The sequence below is a fragment of the Aureimonas psammosilenae genome (assembly GCF_009176975.1).
Classification (GTDB): Bacteria; Pseudomonadota; Alphaproteobacteria; order Rhizobiales; family Rhizobiaceae; genus Plantimonas; species Plantimonas psammosilenae.
Window position 1 is genome coordinate 481,534 of record NZ_WEZG01000002.1, and the last position, 15,481, is coordinate 497,014.

General features: G+C 64.6%; 15 protein-coding genes and 2 tRNA genes. 5 read left to right on the forward strand and 12 right to left on the reverse strand.

Features of this window, described 5'->3' with window-relative positions:
• Positions 1-37: 37 nt before the first annotated feature.
• The 3 genes from F9929_RS06195 to F9929_RS06205 form a co-directional block, all read right to left on the reverse strand.
• The gene (locus F9929_RS06195) at positions 38-3,880 is read right to left on the reverse strand and encodes a vitamin B12-dependent ribonucleotide reductase (protein ID WP_152045795.1); all 3,843 of its coding nucleotides are present in this window, start codon (positions 3,878-3,880) and stop codon (positions 38-40) included.
• Positions 3,881-4,364: 484 nt separating this feature from the next.
• Positions 4,365-4,862 carry a xanthine phosphoribosyltransferase gene (gpt, locus tag F9929_RS06200; protein WP_152045796.1) on the reverse strand — a complete coding sequence of 166 codons (498 nt, stop codon included), beginning with the start codon at positions 4,860-4,862 and terminating at the stop codon, positions 4,365-4,367.
• Between the two features lie 99 nt (positions 4,863-4,961).
• A complete protein-coding gene (locus F9929_RS06205; protein WP_235919054.1) occupies positions 4,962-5,723 on the reverse strand; it encodes a competence/damage-inducible protein A in 762 nt (253 codons plus the stop codon).
• A 193-nt stretch (positions 5,724-5,916) separates the two neighbouring features.
• On the opposite strand from F9929_RS06205, the gene wrbA reads away from it, so the two are divergent.
• On the forward strand, positions 5,917-6,516 hold the full coding sequence (wrbA, locus tag F9929_RS06210; protein ID WP_152045662.1) for an NAD(P)H:quinone oxidoreductase: 600 nt from the start codon (positions 5,917-5,919) through the stop codon (positions 6,514-6,516).
• 24 nt (positions 6,517-6,540) lie between these two features.
• Here the strand turns inward: wrbA and F9929_RS06215 are convergent, their stop codons facing one another.
• Positions 6,541-6,735 (reverse strand): hypothetical protein, encoded by a 195-nt coding sequence (locus tag F9929_RS06215; protein ID WP_152045663.1) that lies wholly within the window; start codon positions 6,733-6,735, stop codon positions 6,541-6,543.
• 177 nt (positions 6,736-6,912) lie between these two features.
• Positions 6,913-6,997: transfer RNA gene (locus tag F9929_RS06220), tRNA-Leu, on the reverse strand.
• Between the two features lie 94 nt (positions 6,998-7,091).
• Between F9929_RS06220 and ilvA the strand changes: the two genes are divergently transcribed.
• Positions 7,092-8,351, forward strand: a complete 1,260-nt coding sequence (gene ilvA, locus F9929_RS06225; protein WP_152045664.1) for a threonine ammonia-lyase IlvA — start codon at positions 7,092-7,094, stop codon at positions 8,349-8,351.
• 7 nt (positions 8,352-8,358) lie between these two features.
• Here the strand turns inward: ilvA and F9929_RS06230 are convergent, their stop codons facing one another.
• Positions 8,359-9,774 carry an aminotransferase-like domain-containing protein gene (locus F9929_RS06230; protein WP_152045665.1) on the reverse strand — a complete coding sequence of 472 codons (1,416 nt, stop codon included), beginning with the start codon at positions 9,772-9,774 and terminating at the stop codon, positions 8,359-8,361.
• Positions 9,775-9,857: 83 nt separating this feature from the next.
• Between F9929_RS06230 and F9929_RS06235 the strand changes: the two genes are divergently transcribed.
• Positions 9,858-10,106, forward strand: a complete 249-nt coding sequence (locus F9929_RS06235) for a DUF1127 domain-containing protein (RefSeq protein WP_152045666.1) — start codon at positions 9,858-9,860, stop codon at positions 10,104-10,106.
• A 9-nt stretch (positions 10,107-10,115) separates the two neighbouring features.
• Here the strand turns inward: F9929_RS06235 and F9929_RS06240 are convergent, their stop codons facing one another.
• The 5 genes from F9929_RS06240 to F9929_RS06260 are packed head-to-tail and all read right to left on the reverse strand — an operon-like array spanning position 10,116 to position 14,299.
• Complete coding sequence (locus F9929_RS06240; RefSeq protein ID WP_152045667.1) at positions 10,116-11,117, reverse strand: alpha/beta hydrolase; 1,002 nt, start codon at positions 11,115-11,117, stop codon at positions 10,116-10,118.
• Between the two features lie 3 nt (positions 11,118-11,120).
• Positions 11,121-11,642, reverse strand: coding sequence for a GNAT family N-acetyltransferase (locus F9929_RS06245; protein WP_235919055.1), 522 nt, complete (start codon positions 11,640-11,642; stop codon positions 11,121-11,123).
• Positions 11,639-12,505: a 3-mercaptopyruvate sulfurtransferase gene (gene sseA / locus F9929_RS06250; protein ID WP_152045668.1), complete on the reverse strand. Its 867-nt coding sequence runs from the start codon at positions 12,503-12,505 to the stop codon at positions 11,639-11,641. Before sseA ends, F9929_RS06245 begins: the two co-directional genes overlap by 4 nt.
• A gap of 16 nt (positions 12,506-12,521) precedes the next feature.
• Positions 12,522-13,256 (reverse strand): alanyl-tRNA editing protein, encoded by a 735-nt coding sequence (locus F9929_RS06255; RefSeq protein WP_152045669.1) that lies wholly within the window; start codon positions 13,254-13,256, stop codon positions 12,522-12,524.
• Positions 13,256-14,299 carry a cysteine synthase A gene (locus F9929_RS06260; protein ID WP_152045670.1) on the reverse strand — a complete coding sequence of 348 codons (1,044 nt, stop codon included), beginning with the start codon at positions 14,297-14,299 and terminating at the stop codon, positions 13,256-13,258. Before F9929_RS06260 ends, F9929_RS06255 begins: the two co-directional genes overlap by 1 nt.
• 204 nt (positions 14,300-14,503) lie before the next feature.
• Between F9929_RS06260 and F9929_RS06265 the strand changes: the two genes are divergently transcribed.
• The gene (locus F9929_RS06265) at positions 14,504-14,797 is read left to right on the forward strand and encodes a hypothetical protein (protein ID WP_152045671.1); all 294 of its coding nucleotides are present in this window, start codon (positions 14,504-14,506) and stop codon (positions 14,795-14,797) included.
• A 39-nt stretch (positions 14,798-14,836) separates the two neighbouring features.
• On the opposite strand, the gene F9929_RS06270 is transcribed toward F9929_RS06265, so the two are convergent.
• Positions 14,837-14,912, reverse strand: a tRNA-Asn gene (locus F9929_RS06270).
• Between the two features lie 155 nt (positions 14,913-15,067).
• Here F9929_RS06270 and F9929_RS06275 point away from each other — a divergent pair.
• A complete protein-coding gene (locus F9929_RS06275; protein ID WP_152045672.1) occupies positions 15,068-15,376 on the forward strand; it encodes a hypothetical protein in 309 nt (102 codons plus the stop codon).
• Positions 15,377-15,481 lie beyond the last annotated feature (105 nt).

Below are 15,481 nucleotides of genomic sequence, written 5' to 3' on the forward strand. Positions count from 1 at the left end.
AGCAGCGCTGCCTTTCATCGAAGCTTGTCTTCAGGCCTTAGCTGCAGCCGCTCGTGGAGCCGCAGGTGTCGCACTTCAGGCAGGTGCCGTTGCGGACCATGGAGTAGTTGCCGCATTCCGAGCAGCTATCGCCCGTGTAGCCCTTCATCATCGCGAGCGTGCGCCGGTCGGCCTGCGAGGCTTTGGGCGCGGTGGCCGTGGCCTGAACTTCGCGCTCCGTCGCCGGGAAGGCGAGGGGCGTGTCGAAGATGCCCTGGGCCGGCGAGATGTCGGCGGTGGGCGCCGGCTCCGAGACGGGGTCGAGATCGCGGCGGAAGCTCGTCGCGGGCTCTGACTTCGCGGCGACGGCAAGCGCCGTCGGGCGGGAGGTCGTGGCTGCGCGGGGCACCGGCCCCGACAAGGCCGCGCGAACCGGAGCCGCCGGCGTTGCCGCGCCCGTTGCCGGTGCGACGGTTGAAGAGCCTGCGGGTTCGTTGGAAGACACGACGCGGAACTTCGCCGTCTGGCCGCGCACCATGCCGGAGGAGATCGGCAAAGGCGCCGGCTTGTCGCCCTCGACGCCGCGCCCGATCGTGGAAGCGGCGATGTCCTCCGGCTGGACATGGGCCAGATCGTTGCGGCCGAGATAGGACACGGCGAGCTCGCGGAACACGTAGTCGAGGATCGACGTCGCATTCTTGATCGCGTCGTTGCCCTGCACCATGCCGGCCGGCTCGAAGCGGGTGAAGGTGAAAGCCTCCACATACTCGTCCAGCGGCACGCCGAATTGCAGGCCGAGCGAGATCGCGATGGCGAAGTTATTCATCATCGCGCGGAAGGCGGCGCCTTCCTTGTGCATGTCGATGAAGATCTCGCCGAGGCGGCCGTCGTTGAACTCGCCGGTGCGAAGGTAGACCTTGTGCCCGCCGACGATCGCCTTCTGGGTATAGCCCTTGCGGCGGTTCGGCAGCTTCTCGCGCTCACGCGACACGCGCTCCACCGTGCGCTCGACGATCCGCTCCACGATGCGTTCGGCAACCTCCGCGGCCTTCGCGGCGGCAGGAGCCTGAGCGAGGGCGGCGGCGGTTTCCTCCACCAAATCGTCCTCGTCCTCCTCGTCCTCGATGAGGGAGGCGTTGAGGGGCTGGGACAGCTTGGAGCCGTCGCGGTAAAGGGCGTTCGCCTTCAGCGCGAGCTTCCACGACAACATATAGGCGTTGTTGCAGTCCTCGACGGTGGCGTCGTTCGGCATGTTGATGGTCTTCGAAATCGCGCCCGAAATGAAGGGCTGCGAGGCGGCCATCATGCGGATGTGGCTTTCCACTGACAGGTAGCGCTTGCCGATGCGCCCGCACGGATTGGCGCAGTCGAAGACCGGCAGGTGCTTGTCCTTCAGATGCGGCGCGCCTTCCAGCGTCATCGCACCGCAGACATGGACGTTCGCAGCCTCGATGTCCTTCCGCGTGAAGCCGAGGAAGGGCAGGAGCTCGAAGGTCATGTCGCCGAGCTGTTCCTCCGACACGCCGAGACGGCGCATCGCGTCGTCGCCGAGCGTCCAGCGGTTGAACACGAACTTGATGTCGAAGGCCGACTTCATCGCCGCGTTCAAAGTCTCGACTTCCTCCTCCGTGAAGCCCTTGGCGCGGAGCGAGCCCGGATTGATCGACGGCGCCTGGTTCAGGTTGCCGTGGCCGACGGCATAGGCCTCGATCTCGCCGATCTCCGCTTCGGAATAGCCGAGGGTGCGAAGGGCTTCGGGAACGGCGCGGTTGATGATCTTGAAGTAACCGCCGCCGGCGAGCTTCTTGAACTTCACCAGAGCGAAGTCCGGCTCGATGCCCGTCGTGTCGCAATCCATCACGAGGCCGATCGTGCCGGTGGGGGCGACGACGGAAACCTGCGCGTTGCGGTAGCCGTTGCGGGTGCCGAGTTCCACGGCCTCCGTCCAGGCGGCCTTGGCGCGGCCCGACAAGCGCTTGTCCTTGATGTTGGAATGGTCGAGCGGAACCGGATCGACCGACAGGCCCTCGTAGCCGTTGGCGATGCCGTGGGCGGCGCGGCTATGGTTCCGCATGACGCGCAGCATGGCTTCCGCATTGCGCTCGTAGTCCGGGAAGGGACCCTGGACAACGGCCATCTCGGCGGAGGTCTTGTAGGACACGCCCGTCATCAGCGCCGAGATCGCGCCGCAGATCGCGCGGCCCTCGGCCGAGTCGTAGGGGATGCCGGCCGTCATCAGGAGACCGCCGATATTGGCGAAGCCGAGGCCGAGCGTGCGGTAGTCGTAGGAGCGCTGCGCGATTTCCTTGGACGGGAACTGCGCCATCAGCACGGAGACTTCGAGCACAACGGTCCAAAGACGCGTGGCATGCTCGAACGCGACCGTATCGAAGCGCCCGTCGCTCTCGCGGAACTGCAGAAGGTTGATCGAGGCGAGGTTACAGGCCGTGTCGTCCAGGAACATATATTCCGAACACGGATTGGACGCGATGATCTCGCCCGCCTCGGGGCAGGTGTGCCAGTCGTTGATGGTGGTGTGGAACTGGATGCCCGGATCGGCGGAAGCCCAGGCGGCGTAGCCGATCTTTTCCCACAGTTCCTTGGCCTTCAGGGTCTTGATGGTCTTGCCGGTGATGCGGGCGGTGAGGTTCCAGTCGCCGTCGTTCTCCACCGACTGGAGGAACTCGTCGGTGACGCGGACGGAGTTGTTGGAGTTCTGCCCGGCGACCGTCAGATAGGCCTCCGAATCCCAGTCGGTGTCGTAGATCGGGAACTCGATCTGCGTGTAGCCTTGGCGGGCGAACTGGATCACGCGCTTGGCGTAGTTCTCCGGCACCTGGGCGCGCTTGGCGTCGCGGATCGCGCGCTTCAACGCGGGGTTCTTGGCCGGGTCGAAGCAGTCGTCGCCCGTGCCTTCGCAGTTCACGCAGGCCGACAGAATGGCCTTGAGGTGCTTGGAAACGGTCTTTGAGCCGGTGACGAGCGCGGCGACCTTTTCCTCTTCGCGCACCTTCCAGTTGATATAGGCCTCGATATCCGGGTGATCGATGTCGACCACGACCATCTTGGCCGCACGCCGCGTCGTGCCCCCGGATTTGATGGCGCCCGCCGCGCGGTCGCCGATCTTCAGGAAGCTCATGAGACCGGAGGACTTGCCGCCGCCCGACAGCTTCTCTCCCTCGCCGCGAAGGCGGGAGAAGTTGGAGCCTGTCCCTGAGCCGTATTTGAAGAGGCGCGCTTCGCGAACCCAAAGGTCCATGATGCCGCCCTCGTTCACGAGGTCGTCGGCGACGGACTGGATGAAACAGGCGTGCGGCTGCGGGTGCTCGTAGGCCGAAGTCGAGCGCGTCAGTTCGCCCGTGCGGTAATCGACATAAAAGTGGCCCTGGCCAGGGCCGTCGATGCCATAGGCCCAATGCAGGCCGGTGTTGAACCATTGCGGGGAGTTCGGCGCGACCTTCTGGGTCGCGAGCATGAAGGCGAGTTCGTCGCGGAAGGCGGCCGCGTCTTCCTCATCCGTGAAGTAGCCGCCCTTCCAGCCCCAATAGGCCCAGGTGCCAGCGAGGCGATCGAAGACTTGGCGCGCGTCCATTTCGGAACCGAAGCGCTCGCCTTCCGGCAGGGCGGCCAGCGCTTCCTCGTCGGCGACGGAGCGCCAGAGCCAGGAAGGAACGTCATTCTCCTCGATCTTTTTCAGGACCTTCGGAACGCCGGCCTTGCGGAAATACTTCTGCGCCAGGATGTCGGACGCTACCTGGCTGAACTGCGCGGGGACGTCGATATCGGCGAGGCGGAACACGACCGAGCCGTCCGGATTGCGGATCTCGCTGGTGGCTTTGCGGAACTCCACGGCGGCATAGGCGCCTTCGCCCGCTTTAGTGTAGCGGCGTTCGATCTTCATACCCATCGCCCTGAACCTTCCAGTTCGAAATTCGGTCGGACGCGATTAAGCGAGCGGCCAGAGGAGTCTGGTCGCGACTATAGCCGAGGTCAACCGATATCTAGTGCCCGATAAAGCTCGCGGCTACTACATATAGCCTTAGCTGAGCCCGCCCCATTCGTCCAGTGTACCGAAAATCGTCTAAAGTCTTAGTTAACCGTCAGACGGCCCGGTTCTGCACGATGGACTCAAGCGCGGCGGGGACCGAAGGTTCCGGGGAAGCTCAGCTTATCCACAGTCTTGGAACATCAACGAAGAATTAAGTAGTTCTCGGTCGTGGATGCCGAATTAGACTCGACAACGCGTCCCAACGGAGTCCGTCTACCGCGAATCGGTTTCTCCGGAGACTCGAACTCTTGGGCAAGGTGCCGGACGCAAACATCCGGCCGGCACAACGGGGGGCGAGGGAAAGTAACGCTGGAAGGAGCGTGGACTCCCGCGAGCCTCAGCCCGCCGTGTTCTTGGCGAGCGGGGCCTGGAAGGTGAGGCCGAGGTCCCAGGGGAAGAAGATCCAGGTGTCCTGGCTGACTTCCGTGATGAACGTATCCACCAGCGGACGGCCCTTCGGCTTGGCGTAGACGGTGGCGAAATGCGCCTTCGGCAGCATCGCGCGCACGAGACCGGCGGTCTTGCCGGTGTCGGTGAGGTCGTCGACGATCAGAATGCCTTCGCCTTCGCCTTCCAGAAGCTGGGGCGCGATGTCCTTCAGGACCTTCAACTCACCCTGCTCGTCATAGTCATGGTAGGAGGCGATGCAGACCGTCTCGATCAGCCGGGTGCCGAGTTCGCGGGCGATGATCGCGGCCGGCACCAGCCCGCCGCGCGTGATGCAGACGATGGCCTTCCATTCCGCCCGCACACCGGCGAGCCGCCAGGCGAGGGCCCGCGCGTCGCGGTGGAACTGCTCCCAGGAAACCGGGAAGGATTTGTCTGGCGTCATCAAACCGGCCTCACGCTCTTTCGTGGGCGTGCCGTTACGCGAATCACCGGGCTCCATGCAAGCCGGCTCGTTTCGAATCATGGGGATGGGCAGGCCCGATCCTCAAACCTTCTCGCTCGCGCCCGCCGCTTCGAAGGCGGCCAGCATGGCGGCAACGTCGGCCTTCGCGGCGGCCAGCGCCTCGCGGTCGCGCGAGCGCATCACGAGCTCAGTGGAATGGCGCGTTCCGTCGAAGCGCGGATAGGAGCCGATGGCGACACCCGGATGGTTCTTCTGGATGTCGCGCAAGGGCCCGCCGATATCGCCTTCGGGGAAGCGGCAGGGCAGGGCTTCGCTGAGGATTGGCACGCCGGTCGGCAGTTCCTTCAGCACGTTGTCGACCATCGCCTGGAACACGGACGGCACGCCGGCCAGAACGAAGACGTTGTCGATGCGAAAGCCGGGCGCGGTAGAAACCGGATTGTCGATCAGCGTCGAGCCTTCCGGCATCCGCGCCATGCGCCGGCGCGCCTCGGTGAATTCCACGCCGCGTTTTTCGTAAGTTTCGGCCAAGCGCCGCAAGGCTTCAGGGTGCTCGATGACGCCCAAGCCGAAGGCCGCGCCGATCGCATCCGCCGTGATGTCGTCATGCGTCGGGCCGATGCCGCCGCAGGTGACCACGAAATCATAGGCCCGCCGCAGCGTGTTCACCGTGTCGGCGATCTGCGTCGGCTCGTCGCCGATGATCCGCGCTTCCTTGAGGTCGATTCCGGCCATGGTCAGAAGCTCGGCGAGGTGCCCGATATTGCGGTCCTTGGTGCGCCCGGACAGAACCTCGTCGCCGATGGCGATCATCGCGGCGGTGGGGGCGGGGCTCTGCGTCATCGGTGAATCTCTCGAAACGGATGGCGATTAGGAAGGGGCGCTTGGCCAAAAGGCAAGCGGCGAGGACTTGGCGTCTTCAGGGCGAAGACGGTTTGTCGCCGGCCGGCCCCTTTCGTTTCCCCTCGCCATCGGCTTTCTTGCCGCCACCGGTCGGCGCGGTAGTTCGCCCGAAACGCAAACGGAGTTGCAGTTCATGGCGAAGGTCCTCGTCCTTTATTATTCGAGCTACGGCCATGTGCGGCAGATGGCGGTCGCCGCGGCCGAGGGGGCCACATCGGCCGGCGCCGAAGCGCACGTGAAGCGCGTGCCGGAAACCGCCCCGCGCGAAGTCGTGGAAGCTGCCCATTTCCAGACCGACACGTCGCATCCCGAAGCCCAGCCCGACGACCTCGCCGCCTATGACGCGATCATCGTCGCGGTCCCGACGCGCTACGGCAACATGGCCTCGCAGATGGCATCGTTCTGGGACCGCACCGGCGGGCTTTGGGCGCAGGGCAAGCTGATCGGCAAGGTCGGCGGCGCCATCACCTCCAGCGCGAGCCAGCACGGCGGCAACGAAGCGACATTGCTCTCGGTTCACAAGACGCTGCTGCACCACGGCCTCGTGATCGTCGGGCTGCCTTATTCTTTCCAGGGACAGTTGGACACCAGCACCGTTGTTGGTGGCTCGCCCTACGGCGCGACGACGATCGCCAGCGGTGACGGCTCCCGCCAACCGAGCGAAACGGAACTCGACGGCGCCCGCTTCCAGGGCAAGCACATCGCTGAAATTGCGACGAAGCTCTTCGGCTGAACGAGCTTCATGCTCAACGAAGCGTCACGCGACGAGGCTGAGGTCTCCTCGCGGACGCACTTCCTCGCGCGCCAAGGCTTCGCGAAGGCGCTCCAGCGCGAAGTTCTGGAGTCGAAGACGGTCGAGCACCGCTTCCGGCGCGGCACCGCTCGAAAGGTCGAGCATCGGAGCTTCAAGGTCGGAAAGCAGTGCGAGAGACGGGGGGAAGAGCAACGTCACGATCATTTCTCCGGACGGCTGGCTTCTACGCGCCGGAACATGGCCCTGACGGAATTAGGCATGAAAGCCGAGCCCGCGCCAAGGGCTGCCAAGCCTAAATTTCCGGCCCCAGACAACGAGTCGCAGGATACGCGGGCCGTCGCTGCCGTGCTGGCCGAACCCGCCGTCGGATCGGCTTGGTGCGGACGACGGGAATCGAACCCGTAATCCCGAAGGCGACGGATTTTAAGTCCGCTGCGTATACCAGTTCCGCCACGTCCGCCCGCTCACCTCTCTAGAGGGCGATCGCCCGCTTGGAAAGCACTTCGCGCAGCGCGGAGTGGACAAAGGCCTCCCGCCGGATTAGCCGGAAACACATGAGCGAGATCACCTTCCATTCCCGCGTGGGCGAAGCCGAAACGGCGTTGCGCGAACTCTTTCCGGCAACGCCGCTGCAGTTCAACGAGCACCTGTCGGCAAAGTACGGGGCGCGAATTTTTCTCAAACGCGAGGATCTGACGCCGGTCCGCTCCTATAAGATCCGCGGCGCGTTCAATTTCATGCGAAAGCGCATCGAAGCGGGTTTGTCGTCGGGGGCCTTCTGTTGCGCTTCCGCCGGCAACCACGCCCAGGGCTTCGCCTTCGCCTGCCGCTTCTTCGGGTTGAAGGGCCGCGTCTTCATGCCGGTGACGACGCCGCAGCAGAAGATCCAGAAAACGAAGATCTTCGGCGGCGACGCGATCGAGGTGGAACTGATCGGCGATTATTTCGATGATTGCTATGCCGCCGCCAAGGCCTATGCCGCGACGGGGCAGGCGGCCCTCGTGCCGCCGTTCGACCACGAGGATATCATCGAGGGTCAGGCGACGGTGGCGCTTGAACTCGTCCAACAACTCGGCGATGAAAACGCGGACATGCTGGTTCTGCCGGTCGGCGGCGGCGGTCTCTCGTCCGGCGTCACGCGCTATTTCCGCGAGAATGCGGGATCGCGGCCGGCGATCCGCTACGCCGAGCCCGCCGGTGCGGCGAGTCTCAGGACCAGCCTCAGCGAAGGCCGGCTGGTGCGCTTGAAGCAGGTGGAAGGCTTCGTGGACGGGGCGGCCGTTGCGGAGATCGGCGCGATTCCGTTCGAAACCTTGCGCGACGTGCGGCCCGAACACGTGGTGCTTTCGCCGGAAGGCCGGCTTTGCGGCACGATGCTGGAAATGCTGAACATCGAGGGCATCGTGCTGGAGCCCGCCGGGGCGCTCGCCATCGATGCCTTGAAGGACCTCGCGCCCGTGATCGCGGGCAAGACCGTCGTGCTGGTCGTGTCGGGCTCGAACTTCGACTTCGAACGCCTGCCGGACGTGAAGGAGCGGGCGCTGCGCTTCGATGGGCTGAAGAAGTACCTGATCCTGCGCCTTGCGCAGCGGCCGGGGGCCTTGCGGGACTTCCTCGAAAATCTCGGACCGGACGACGACGTTTCGCGCTTCGAGTATCTGAAGAAATCGGCCCGCGACTTCGGCTCGATCCTGATCGGCATCGAAACCAAGAACCCGGCGAGCTTCGACGCGATCTTCCGCCGCCTGGACGAAAGCGGCACCGCTTATCGCGACATCACCGACGACCCGATCATGGCCGATCTCCTGATCTGACGCGCCGTCATTCCTCGCCGTCGTAGCCGGCAGCGCCGCTTTCCAGAAGCTGCCGGAGCCGGCCGAGGCCCGTTTCCATGTCACCGCGCGACGAGCCGGAGAAGGCGACGCGCACGCGGTGATAACTGCGGTCCAGCCGGTCGGCCTTGAACTCGTCTTCGTCGTCGATGAGGACGTTTTCGCGGTTCGCGGCGTTCTTGAAGGTGCCCGACAGCCAGGGCTCGGGCAGTTTCAGCCACAGAAACGGAATGCGCGGATCGGAAGTGAACTCCGCGCCCGACAGGATCGTCCGCGCCAGCGCTTCGCGCGCGGCGATCTCGCCGGCGACACGCTCGCGCAACTCGCTCGCGGCTCCCGACAGAACGAGCCGCGCGCCCGCTTCGGCCAGGATGAAGGACAGGCCGCCGGTGGTCATCTTGTGCGTCACGCGCAGGCGGTTGCCGAAATGCGGCGGGCAGGCCACCCAGCCGCCGCGAACCCCGGCCGCCACCGCCTTCGACAAGCCGCCGACGACGAAGGTGCGTTCCGGGGCGAAGCTGGCGAGAAGCGGGGTTTGATCCGACGACATGCGACCATAGACCTCGTCCTCGATCAGCCAGACGCCATAGCGCTTCGCGATCTCGGCGATGGCGCGACGACGGTCTTCGGGCAGGACGGCGAGCGTCGGGTTCTGCGCGGCCGGCATCAGGAAAGCGAGCTTGGGATGCTGACGGGCGCAGACCCGCTCGAAGTCGTCCGGCACCATGCCCTCGGCATCGGTTTCCACCGTCACGGTGCGGCGCCCGATCAGCCGGGCGGCGCGGCTGATCTGGCTATAGGTGAGGTTCTCGAAAACGATCCGGTCCCCCGCCGCGGTGACGGCTGCGATCACCGCCAGCGCCGCCGCGTGGGCGCCGTGCGTCGGAACGACGTTCTCGGCCTCCGGCTCCCAGCCGTTGCGCGCAAGCCAGCGCGTACCCGCTTCCATCCATGTGGCGTGATGGGTGCGTGAGTAACTGGCGATCTCCAGCGGATGATCGGCGATCACCGAGGCGAAGACGGAACTGACGACGGTGCTTTGCCCGAGATCGGGCGCGGCAGTCGTATCCATCCGCAGCTTGCCGGGCGGCGCGTCTGGATAACGGGTGCCGGCGTAATGCCGCGAAAAGGAGTCGGAGGCCTCCTGCGAAACGCCGCCGCTGCGTTCCAGGACATAGGTTCCCCGGCCGACTTCTCCGCTGACCAGCCCGCGCTCGCGGAGCAGGGTATAGGCTCGACCGATTGTACCGATTGTCACCCCGAGATCGTAAGCAAGGTCCCTTTGCGGCGGAAGCTTTTCACCACGCGCAAGGTCACCAGCTTCGATAGCCGTCTCGAGGGCGTCAGCCAACCGTGTATAATAGGGACCTTCGCCATCGCGGGGTTGAATCGATGATCGTGTCATGAGGACAATTCAGCTTATTGCATCCTTCGACTTCCCGTATCTATAAATTGTCACTCTTGAATGTCAATTGATATGGTGACAATATGTTCGACGATGAATGGGAGCCGGGCGTTCGGCGTGGTTGGTGGCCGACGGGCCTCGTTGCGGGTGGGCTTCGCGTTCCGTCGCGTTCCGAAGTCGCGTTACGAGAACTCAGGAGCTTTCTGCGCGCCGCTTTCCTCAGACGCACCCGCCGCCAACTCATCGAACTGACGGACGATCAGTTGCAGGATATCGGCGTTACCCGCGAGGCGGCGAAGCGGGAAGCGAGCCGCTCCTTCCACCTTGATTGACGAAGCTCCTCAGCTTTTCGGAAGGGTCTCGATCCATGCGGTGATGCGATCGGCCAAGGGGGCGGTCGTTGTCGGCGAAACGATGTCACCCGCCAGGATGTGCTGGTTCGGGTCCTGGCTGTCGGAAAGTTCCTCAACCTCCTTCGGGCCTTGCCATTCACCGATAAGACGGCGCGTCTTGGCGGGATCGACCACCGTGTCGCGGGCCGAGAACATGAACAAGGCCGGTATCGTGGCGGACGAGAAATCGCTCGCCCAGGCGCCGCGCACGGCCGCTGCCATGGGCATGAGGGCGACTGACGGATAGCGCATGGTCCAGACCGCCGCGATTGCCGGATCGCTTGTGTCGCCACCCCATTCCTCGCCGAAAAGCTTCGGCGCGAAGTCGCGGGCATAGGGCAGGTCGAGAACGAAACCCCAGCGATTGGCGACACCGAGATTGGGCGACAGCATCACGAGCCCCGAGACATCCTTCATCAGGCCAGCATCGCTCGCACCGATCACCTCCAGCGTCGCGCCGGTGGAATTGCCGATCACCACCACGCGCTCGCCGAGCCGTCGCCCGATGGCGAGCGCTTCGGCATAGTCGTTCATCCAGTCGTTCACGCTGCCTTCCGCCATCGCCGCGCCGTCGCGGCCATGCCCGGCAAGGCGCGTCAGGAAGAGGTTGGCGCCGAGCTTCTTCGCCACGAGATCGGGCAGCGGCCGCAGCTCGTTCTTGGAAGCGGAAAAACCGTGGATGTAGACGATCGCGATGGGCGTTCGGGCGCGGCTTGCGGGATAGGCCCAAACGATCTCCTTCTGCGCGTCGGCTCGCAGATTGGGCACGTCCACTTCGGTTCGCGCCAGATAGGCGGCAGGGTCGTCGCCGATAAGAGCCGGATCGAACGCGATCGAATACTCTGACGAGTCGCGCGGGCCGAAGAGCCACAGCGCACCTCCTGCCACGATCAGGATCGACAACAGAACGACCACGACCTTGAGGATCGTGCGGAACCGGCGTTTCGCCATTCTTCAGCTCTCGATAGCGGGCGTTGCAACGAAGCGCTTGTCGACGCAGACGAAGCCGGCTTTTTCGTAGAGCGGCAAAGCCGCGGGATGATCGAGGGAATTGGTTTCCAGCGTCACCAGTTCCACGCCTGTCGCCCGGGCCGCCGCGATGGCTTCGCCCAGGAGATAGGGCGCGAGCCCGCGCCCGCGAAAGCGCGGCATGATGCCGAAATGGACGATCCGCGTTCGCCCCGGTCGCCGTCCGGCTTCCAGTTCGAACCAGCCTGCCGGCTCGCCATCGGCTTCCAGAACGTGAACCGACATGCCGGGCGCATGGATCTCGGCACGAAGGAGATCGTCCGGCAGCCGGCGCGAGGTCCAGTGATGGGGCCGCCCCACGGCGTCGTAGAGGCTGCGATACAGGTCGAGCGGGATTTCAGGAATGCTTCGCAGCGTCAGGGTCTCGGCCGTTTGGGGCTTCCGTGTGGGCGGCGTCGGCCCGCGAAGCTCCATCTGCGAAACCGCCGCGCTGACGAGATGCCTCAAGAGCGCACCGCCCGTCGCGCTGGCCCCGTTTCCATCGGCGTGTCGGTGGCCGAGCCCCATTCGGTCCAGGAGCCGTCGAAGAGCCGCGCCTTCTCGTTACCGAGCGTGGCGAGCGCGAGATTGATCACGGCGGCGGTAACGCCCGAGCCGCAGGACGTGATCACCGGCGCGTGCGGATCGAGCCCCGCCGCTTCGAAGGCCTGCCTCAGTTCGGCCGGCGATTTCAAGCGACCGTCCGAAGCGAGGTCCCCGAAGGGCAGCGACAGGGCCCCCGGCATATGGCCGCCGCGCACCCCGGCGCGCGGCTCCGGCGCGCTTCCCTCGAAGCGCTCTGCGGAACGGGCATCGGCGACCGGCACATCGCCGGCGGCCACACGCTGGCGCATCTCGTCCAGATACACCACCGCTTGCCGGTCGAAGCGAGGCGTGAAGACGCGCGGGGCCGGGTCGACGGAACCGCTTTCGGTCGGCAATCCCGCCGCGACCCAAGCCGGGAGGCCTCCATCGAGGACCCGAACGTCCCGTGCGCCGAACGTGCGGAAAAGCCACCAGACGCGCGGCGCGGAAAAGAGACCGAGCCCGTCATAGACCACGATCGTATCGCTTTCCGCGATGCCGAGCCGGCCGACGCTCGCCGCGAAGAGTTCGGCGGGCGGCAGGGTGTGGGGAAGGGCGGAGGCCGGGTCCACCACCGCGTCCTGATCGAAGAACACGGCATTCGGCAGATGCGCCGCCGCGAACTCCTGCTTCGCGTCGCGCTTCTGCGCCGGCAGATACCAGGAAGCATCCACGACCGAGAGGTTCGCTCGGCCCAGCATGCCGGCCAGCTCTTCGCTTGAAATGATGTGGGGGTTATCGCTCATGAAAATGTTCTCCGCGTCAAACGGATGGGCTGCCGAAACGTAGCCGGAAACGGCGATTGCTCCGACCCTTCTTCTCGATCTTGCCGACATGAATGAGGCCGATCTCGGCCGTGGAGCGAACGTGCGTGCCGCCGCAGGGTTGTGCGTCCACCGCCCCGTTCTCGCCGATGCAGACGAGCCGGATATGGCCCGACCCGCGCGGCGGGCGCACATTGACGGATTTCACAAGACCCGGATTGGCGTCGAGTTCGGCATCCGTGATGGAGCGCGTGAAAACGGGGTGATCGGCGGACACGAATGCCATCAAGCGCGCCGTCACGTCCGCCTTGTCCACATCCGCTTCGGGAATGTCGAAATCCACGCGGCTCTCCTCCTCGCCGACGGCCGCGCCGGTGACCGGGAAGGGGCAGACGACGGACAGGAGATGGCAGGCGGTGTGCATCCGCATCAGCTTGAAGCGGCGCTCCCAATCGAGCGTCAGATGCAGGCTTTCGCCAGGCGCCGGCAGTTGCGAGCCCTCCGCAAGCGTCGACACGATCGCCGAGCGATCCGGCAGGTAGGCCGTATCCACGATCGCGAGCCGCGTGCCGTCCGCGCGCGTCGCGAAACCGGTATCGCCCGGTTGCCCGCCACCTGCCGCGAAGAAGAGGGTGCGATCCAAAACGAGGCCGCGCTCGCCATGGATGCGCAGGACTTTCGCCTCCGCCGATCGCAGATAGGCATCCTGCGCGTGAAGCTGCTCGGTTTCCATCAACCGGCCGGCATGAAGGGAATGTCGAAACTTAAGGCGCGCTTCTCCAGCCAGCTTGGAACGGGAAGGTTCTTGTTGCGCAGGAAATCCGGATTGAACAGCTTGGACTGGTAGCGGTTGCCATAGTCGCAGAGCACGGTCGCGATCGTATGGCCGGGACCCATCTCGCGCGCCATGCGGATGGCGCCCGCGATGTTCACGCCCGACGAGCCTCCAAGGCACAGGCCTTCCTCGGTGAGAAGGTCGAAGATGATCCGCACCGCTTCCTCGTCCGGGATCTGGTAGGCGAAGTCGGGGGTGAAGCCTTCGAGGTTGGCGGTGATGCGGCCTTGGCCGATGCCTTCCGTGATCGAGGAGCCTTCCGATTTCATCTCGCCGGTCGTGTAGTAGCTGTAGAGCGCCGCGCCCATCGGGTCGGCGATGCCGATCTTGATGTGGCCGCTATGCTTCTTCAGCCCTTGGGCGACGCCGGCCAGCGTGCCGCCGGTGCCGACGGCGCAGATGAAGCCGTCGATCTGGCCCCCCGTCGTCGCCCAGATCTCCTCCGCCGTGGTGACGATATGGCCGTCGCGATTGGCGGTGTTGTCGAACTGATTGGCCCAGATCACGCCTTGTGGATGTGTCTTGGCCAGTTGCTCGGCGAGGCGGCCGGACAGTTTCACGTAGTTGTTCGGATCGCGGTAAGGGACGGCCGGCACTTCCACCAGTTCCGCGCCCATAAGGCGAAGGGCGTCCTTCTTCTCCTGGCTCTGGGTTTCCGGAATCACGATCACGGTGCGGTAGCCGAGCGCATCGGCCACGAGCGACAGGCCGATGCCGGTGTTTCCCGCCGTGCCCTCGACGATGATTCCGCCCGGCTCCAGAAGGCCACGCTGTTCGGCATCCTTGACGATGAAGAGGCCGGCGCGGTCCTTCACAGATTGGCCGGGATTCATGAACTCGGCCTTGCCGTAGATCTCGCATCCCGTTTCTTCGGAAGCGCGATTGAGTCGGATCAGCGGCGTGTTGCCGATCGCGCCGAGAACGTTGAGATGCCTGGACATGAAGATACGCGGCCGAACTATGCAAAGGTAGCGTGAAACTATTGCCGCCCCCGGCCCAAGGCAAGGACGCCCAGCGCCGCAAGGGGAGATTGCGAGCCGAAATTCGCGCCCTCGGCCTTGGCTCGGCAATTCCTCTCATTCCATTGTAAATAATGGACAAAATCACCATATCGGGATGACCGCCAACCTGCCCGGAAATCCATGATGAAACCCGAACTTCTTCAATCCCTCTTCCACGACATTCGCGACTACGGATCGGTGCGAATCAAGAAAAGCAAGCTTTTGTGGATGCTGGGTCGCTTCCACGAGACGCCGAGCGTGTGGGACATGCTGATGCGCGAATGGCGCGGCTTCGACCCGGTGCGTCCGCTCTACGGCATGCACTGGAACGACGAGATCACCCTCGCCATGGCGCGCTCGCACGATATCGGATCGGACTGGACGACGCGGCGCGAAGAGCGTGACCTGCCGCCCCTGCAACTGGCATTCGTTTCCTGACCGATAGGTCAGGACATACAGCCGGGAGTTTTGGAAAAGTGGCTCCCCGAGTAGGACTCGAACCTACGACCATTCGATTAACAGTCGAATGCTCTACCAACTGAGCTATCGGGGAACGCTTGCTCTGTTGAGCGTGAGGCAGCGTATAGCGAACCAAATCGCGCTTGCCAAGCCACTTTTGAAACTTTCCGGGCAACGGGTTTGGGAACAAGGCCGGAGCCCCCACATTGGCCGGAGAGGGACCAAGGCTCGAAACCGAACGCGAGGACGATGACCCAACCGAACGAACTTCAAAAGCGGCGCTTCTTCCGAATGCAGGGCCGCCGGATCGAGGTCTTCGGCCGCGGCTTCGACCTTCCGGCATCGCGCATCGCGCGGATCGTCATCGGCATCCTCCTTTTGGTCGGGGGCTGCCTGTCCTTTCTTCCCATACTCGGCGTCTGGATGCTGCCGCTCGGTTTCATGGTTCTGTCCATCGACATCCCCATCGTGCGGCGCTGGCGGAGGCGGACCGAGATCTGGTGGGAGCGGCGCAAACTTCGCAAAGCAGCCGCGAAGGCTCAAGCGAACACCCGCTGACTTCTCCAACGAGAATTCGGTTCCGAGCTTGCCGTTGGCTTCGGATATCCACCCCCGCCGGGAAGAGCCGGTCCGGTCGGTTTCAGCGAAATCCTCTCTTGCGGA

Bases quoted from the DNA above. Each gene is read 5' to 3' on its own strand.
- F9929_RS06195 (WP_152045795.1), bottom strand. From the start codon at position 3,880: ATGAAGATCGAACGCCGCTACACTAAAGCGGGCGAAGGCGCCTATGCC.
- F9929_RS06205 (WP_235919054.1), bottom strand. From the start codon at position 5,723: ATGACGCAGAGCCCCGCCCCCACCGCCGCGATGATCGCCATCGGCGAC.
- wrbA (WP_152045662.1), top strand. From the start codon at position 5,917: ATGGCGAAGGTCCTCGTCCTTTATTATTCGAGCTACGGCCATGTGCGG.
- ilvA (WP_152045664.1), top strand. From the start codon at position 7,092: ATGAGCGAGATCACCTTCCATTCCCGCGTGGGCGAAGCCGAAACGGCG.
- F9929_RS06230 (WP_152045665.1), bottom strand. From the start codon at position 9,774: ATGACACGATCATCGATTCAACCCCGCGATGGCGAAGGTCCCTATTAT.
- F9929_RS06235 (WP_152045666.1), top strand. From the start codon at position 9,858: ATGTTCGACGATGAATGGGAGCCGGGCGTTCGGCGTGGTTGGTGGCCG.
- F9929_RS06240 (WP_152045667.1), bottom strand. From the start codon at position 11,117: ATGGCGAAACGCCGGTTCCGCACGATCCTCAAGGTCGTGGTCGTTCTG.
- sseA (WP_152045668.1), bottom strand. From the start codon at position 12,505: ATGAGCGATAACCCCCACATCATTTCAAGCGAAGAGCTGGCCGGCATG.
- F9929_RS06255 (WP_152045669.1), bottom strand. From the start codon at position 13,256: ATGGAAACCGAGCAGCTTCACGCGCAGGATGCCTATCTGCGATCGGCG.
- F9929_RS06260 (WP_152045670.1), bottom strand. From the start codon at position 14,299: ATGTCCAGGCATCTCAACGTTCTCGGCGCGATCGGCAACACGCCGCTG.
- F9929_RS06265 (WP_152045671.1), top strand. From the start codon at position 14,504: ATGAAACCCGAACTTCTTCAATCCCTCTTCCACGACATTCGCGACTAC.
- F9929_RS06275 (WP_152045672.1), top strand. From the start codon at position 15,068: ATGACCCAACCGAACGAACTTCAAAAGCGGCGCTTCTTCCGAATGCAG.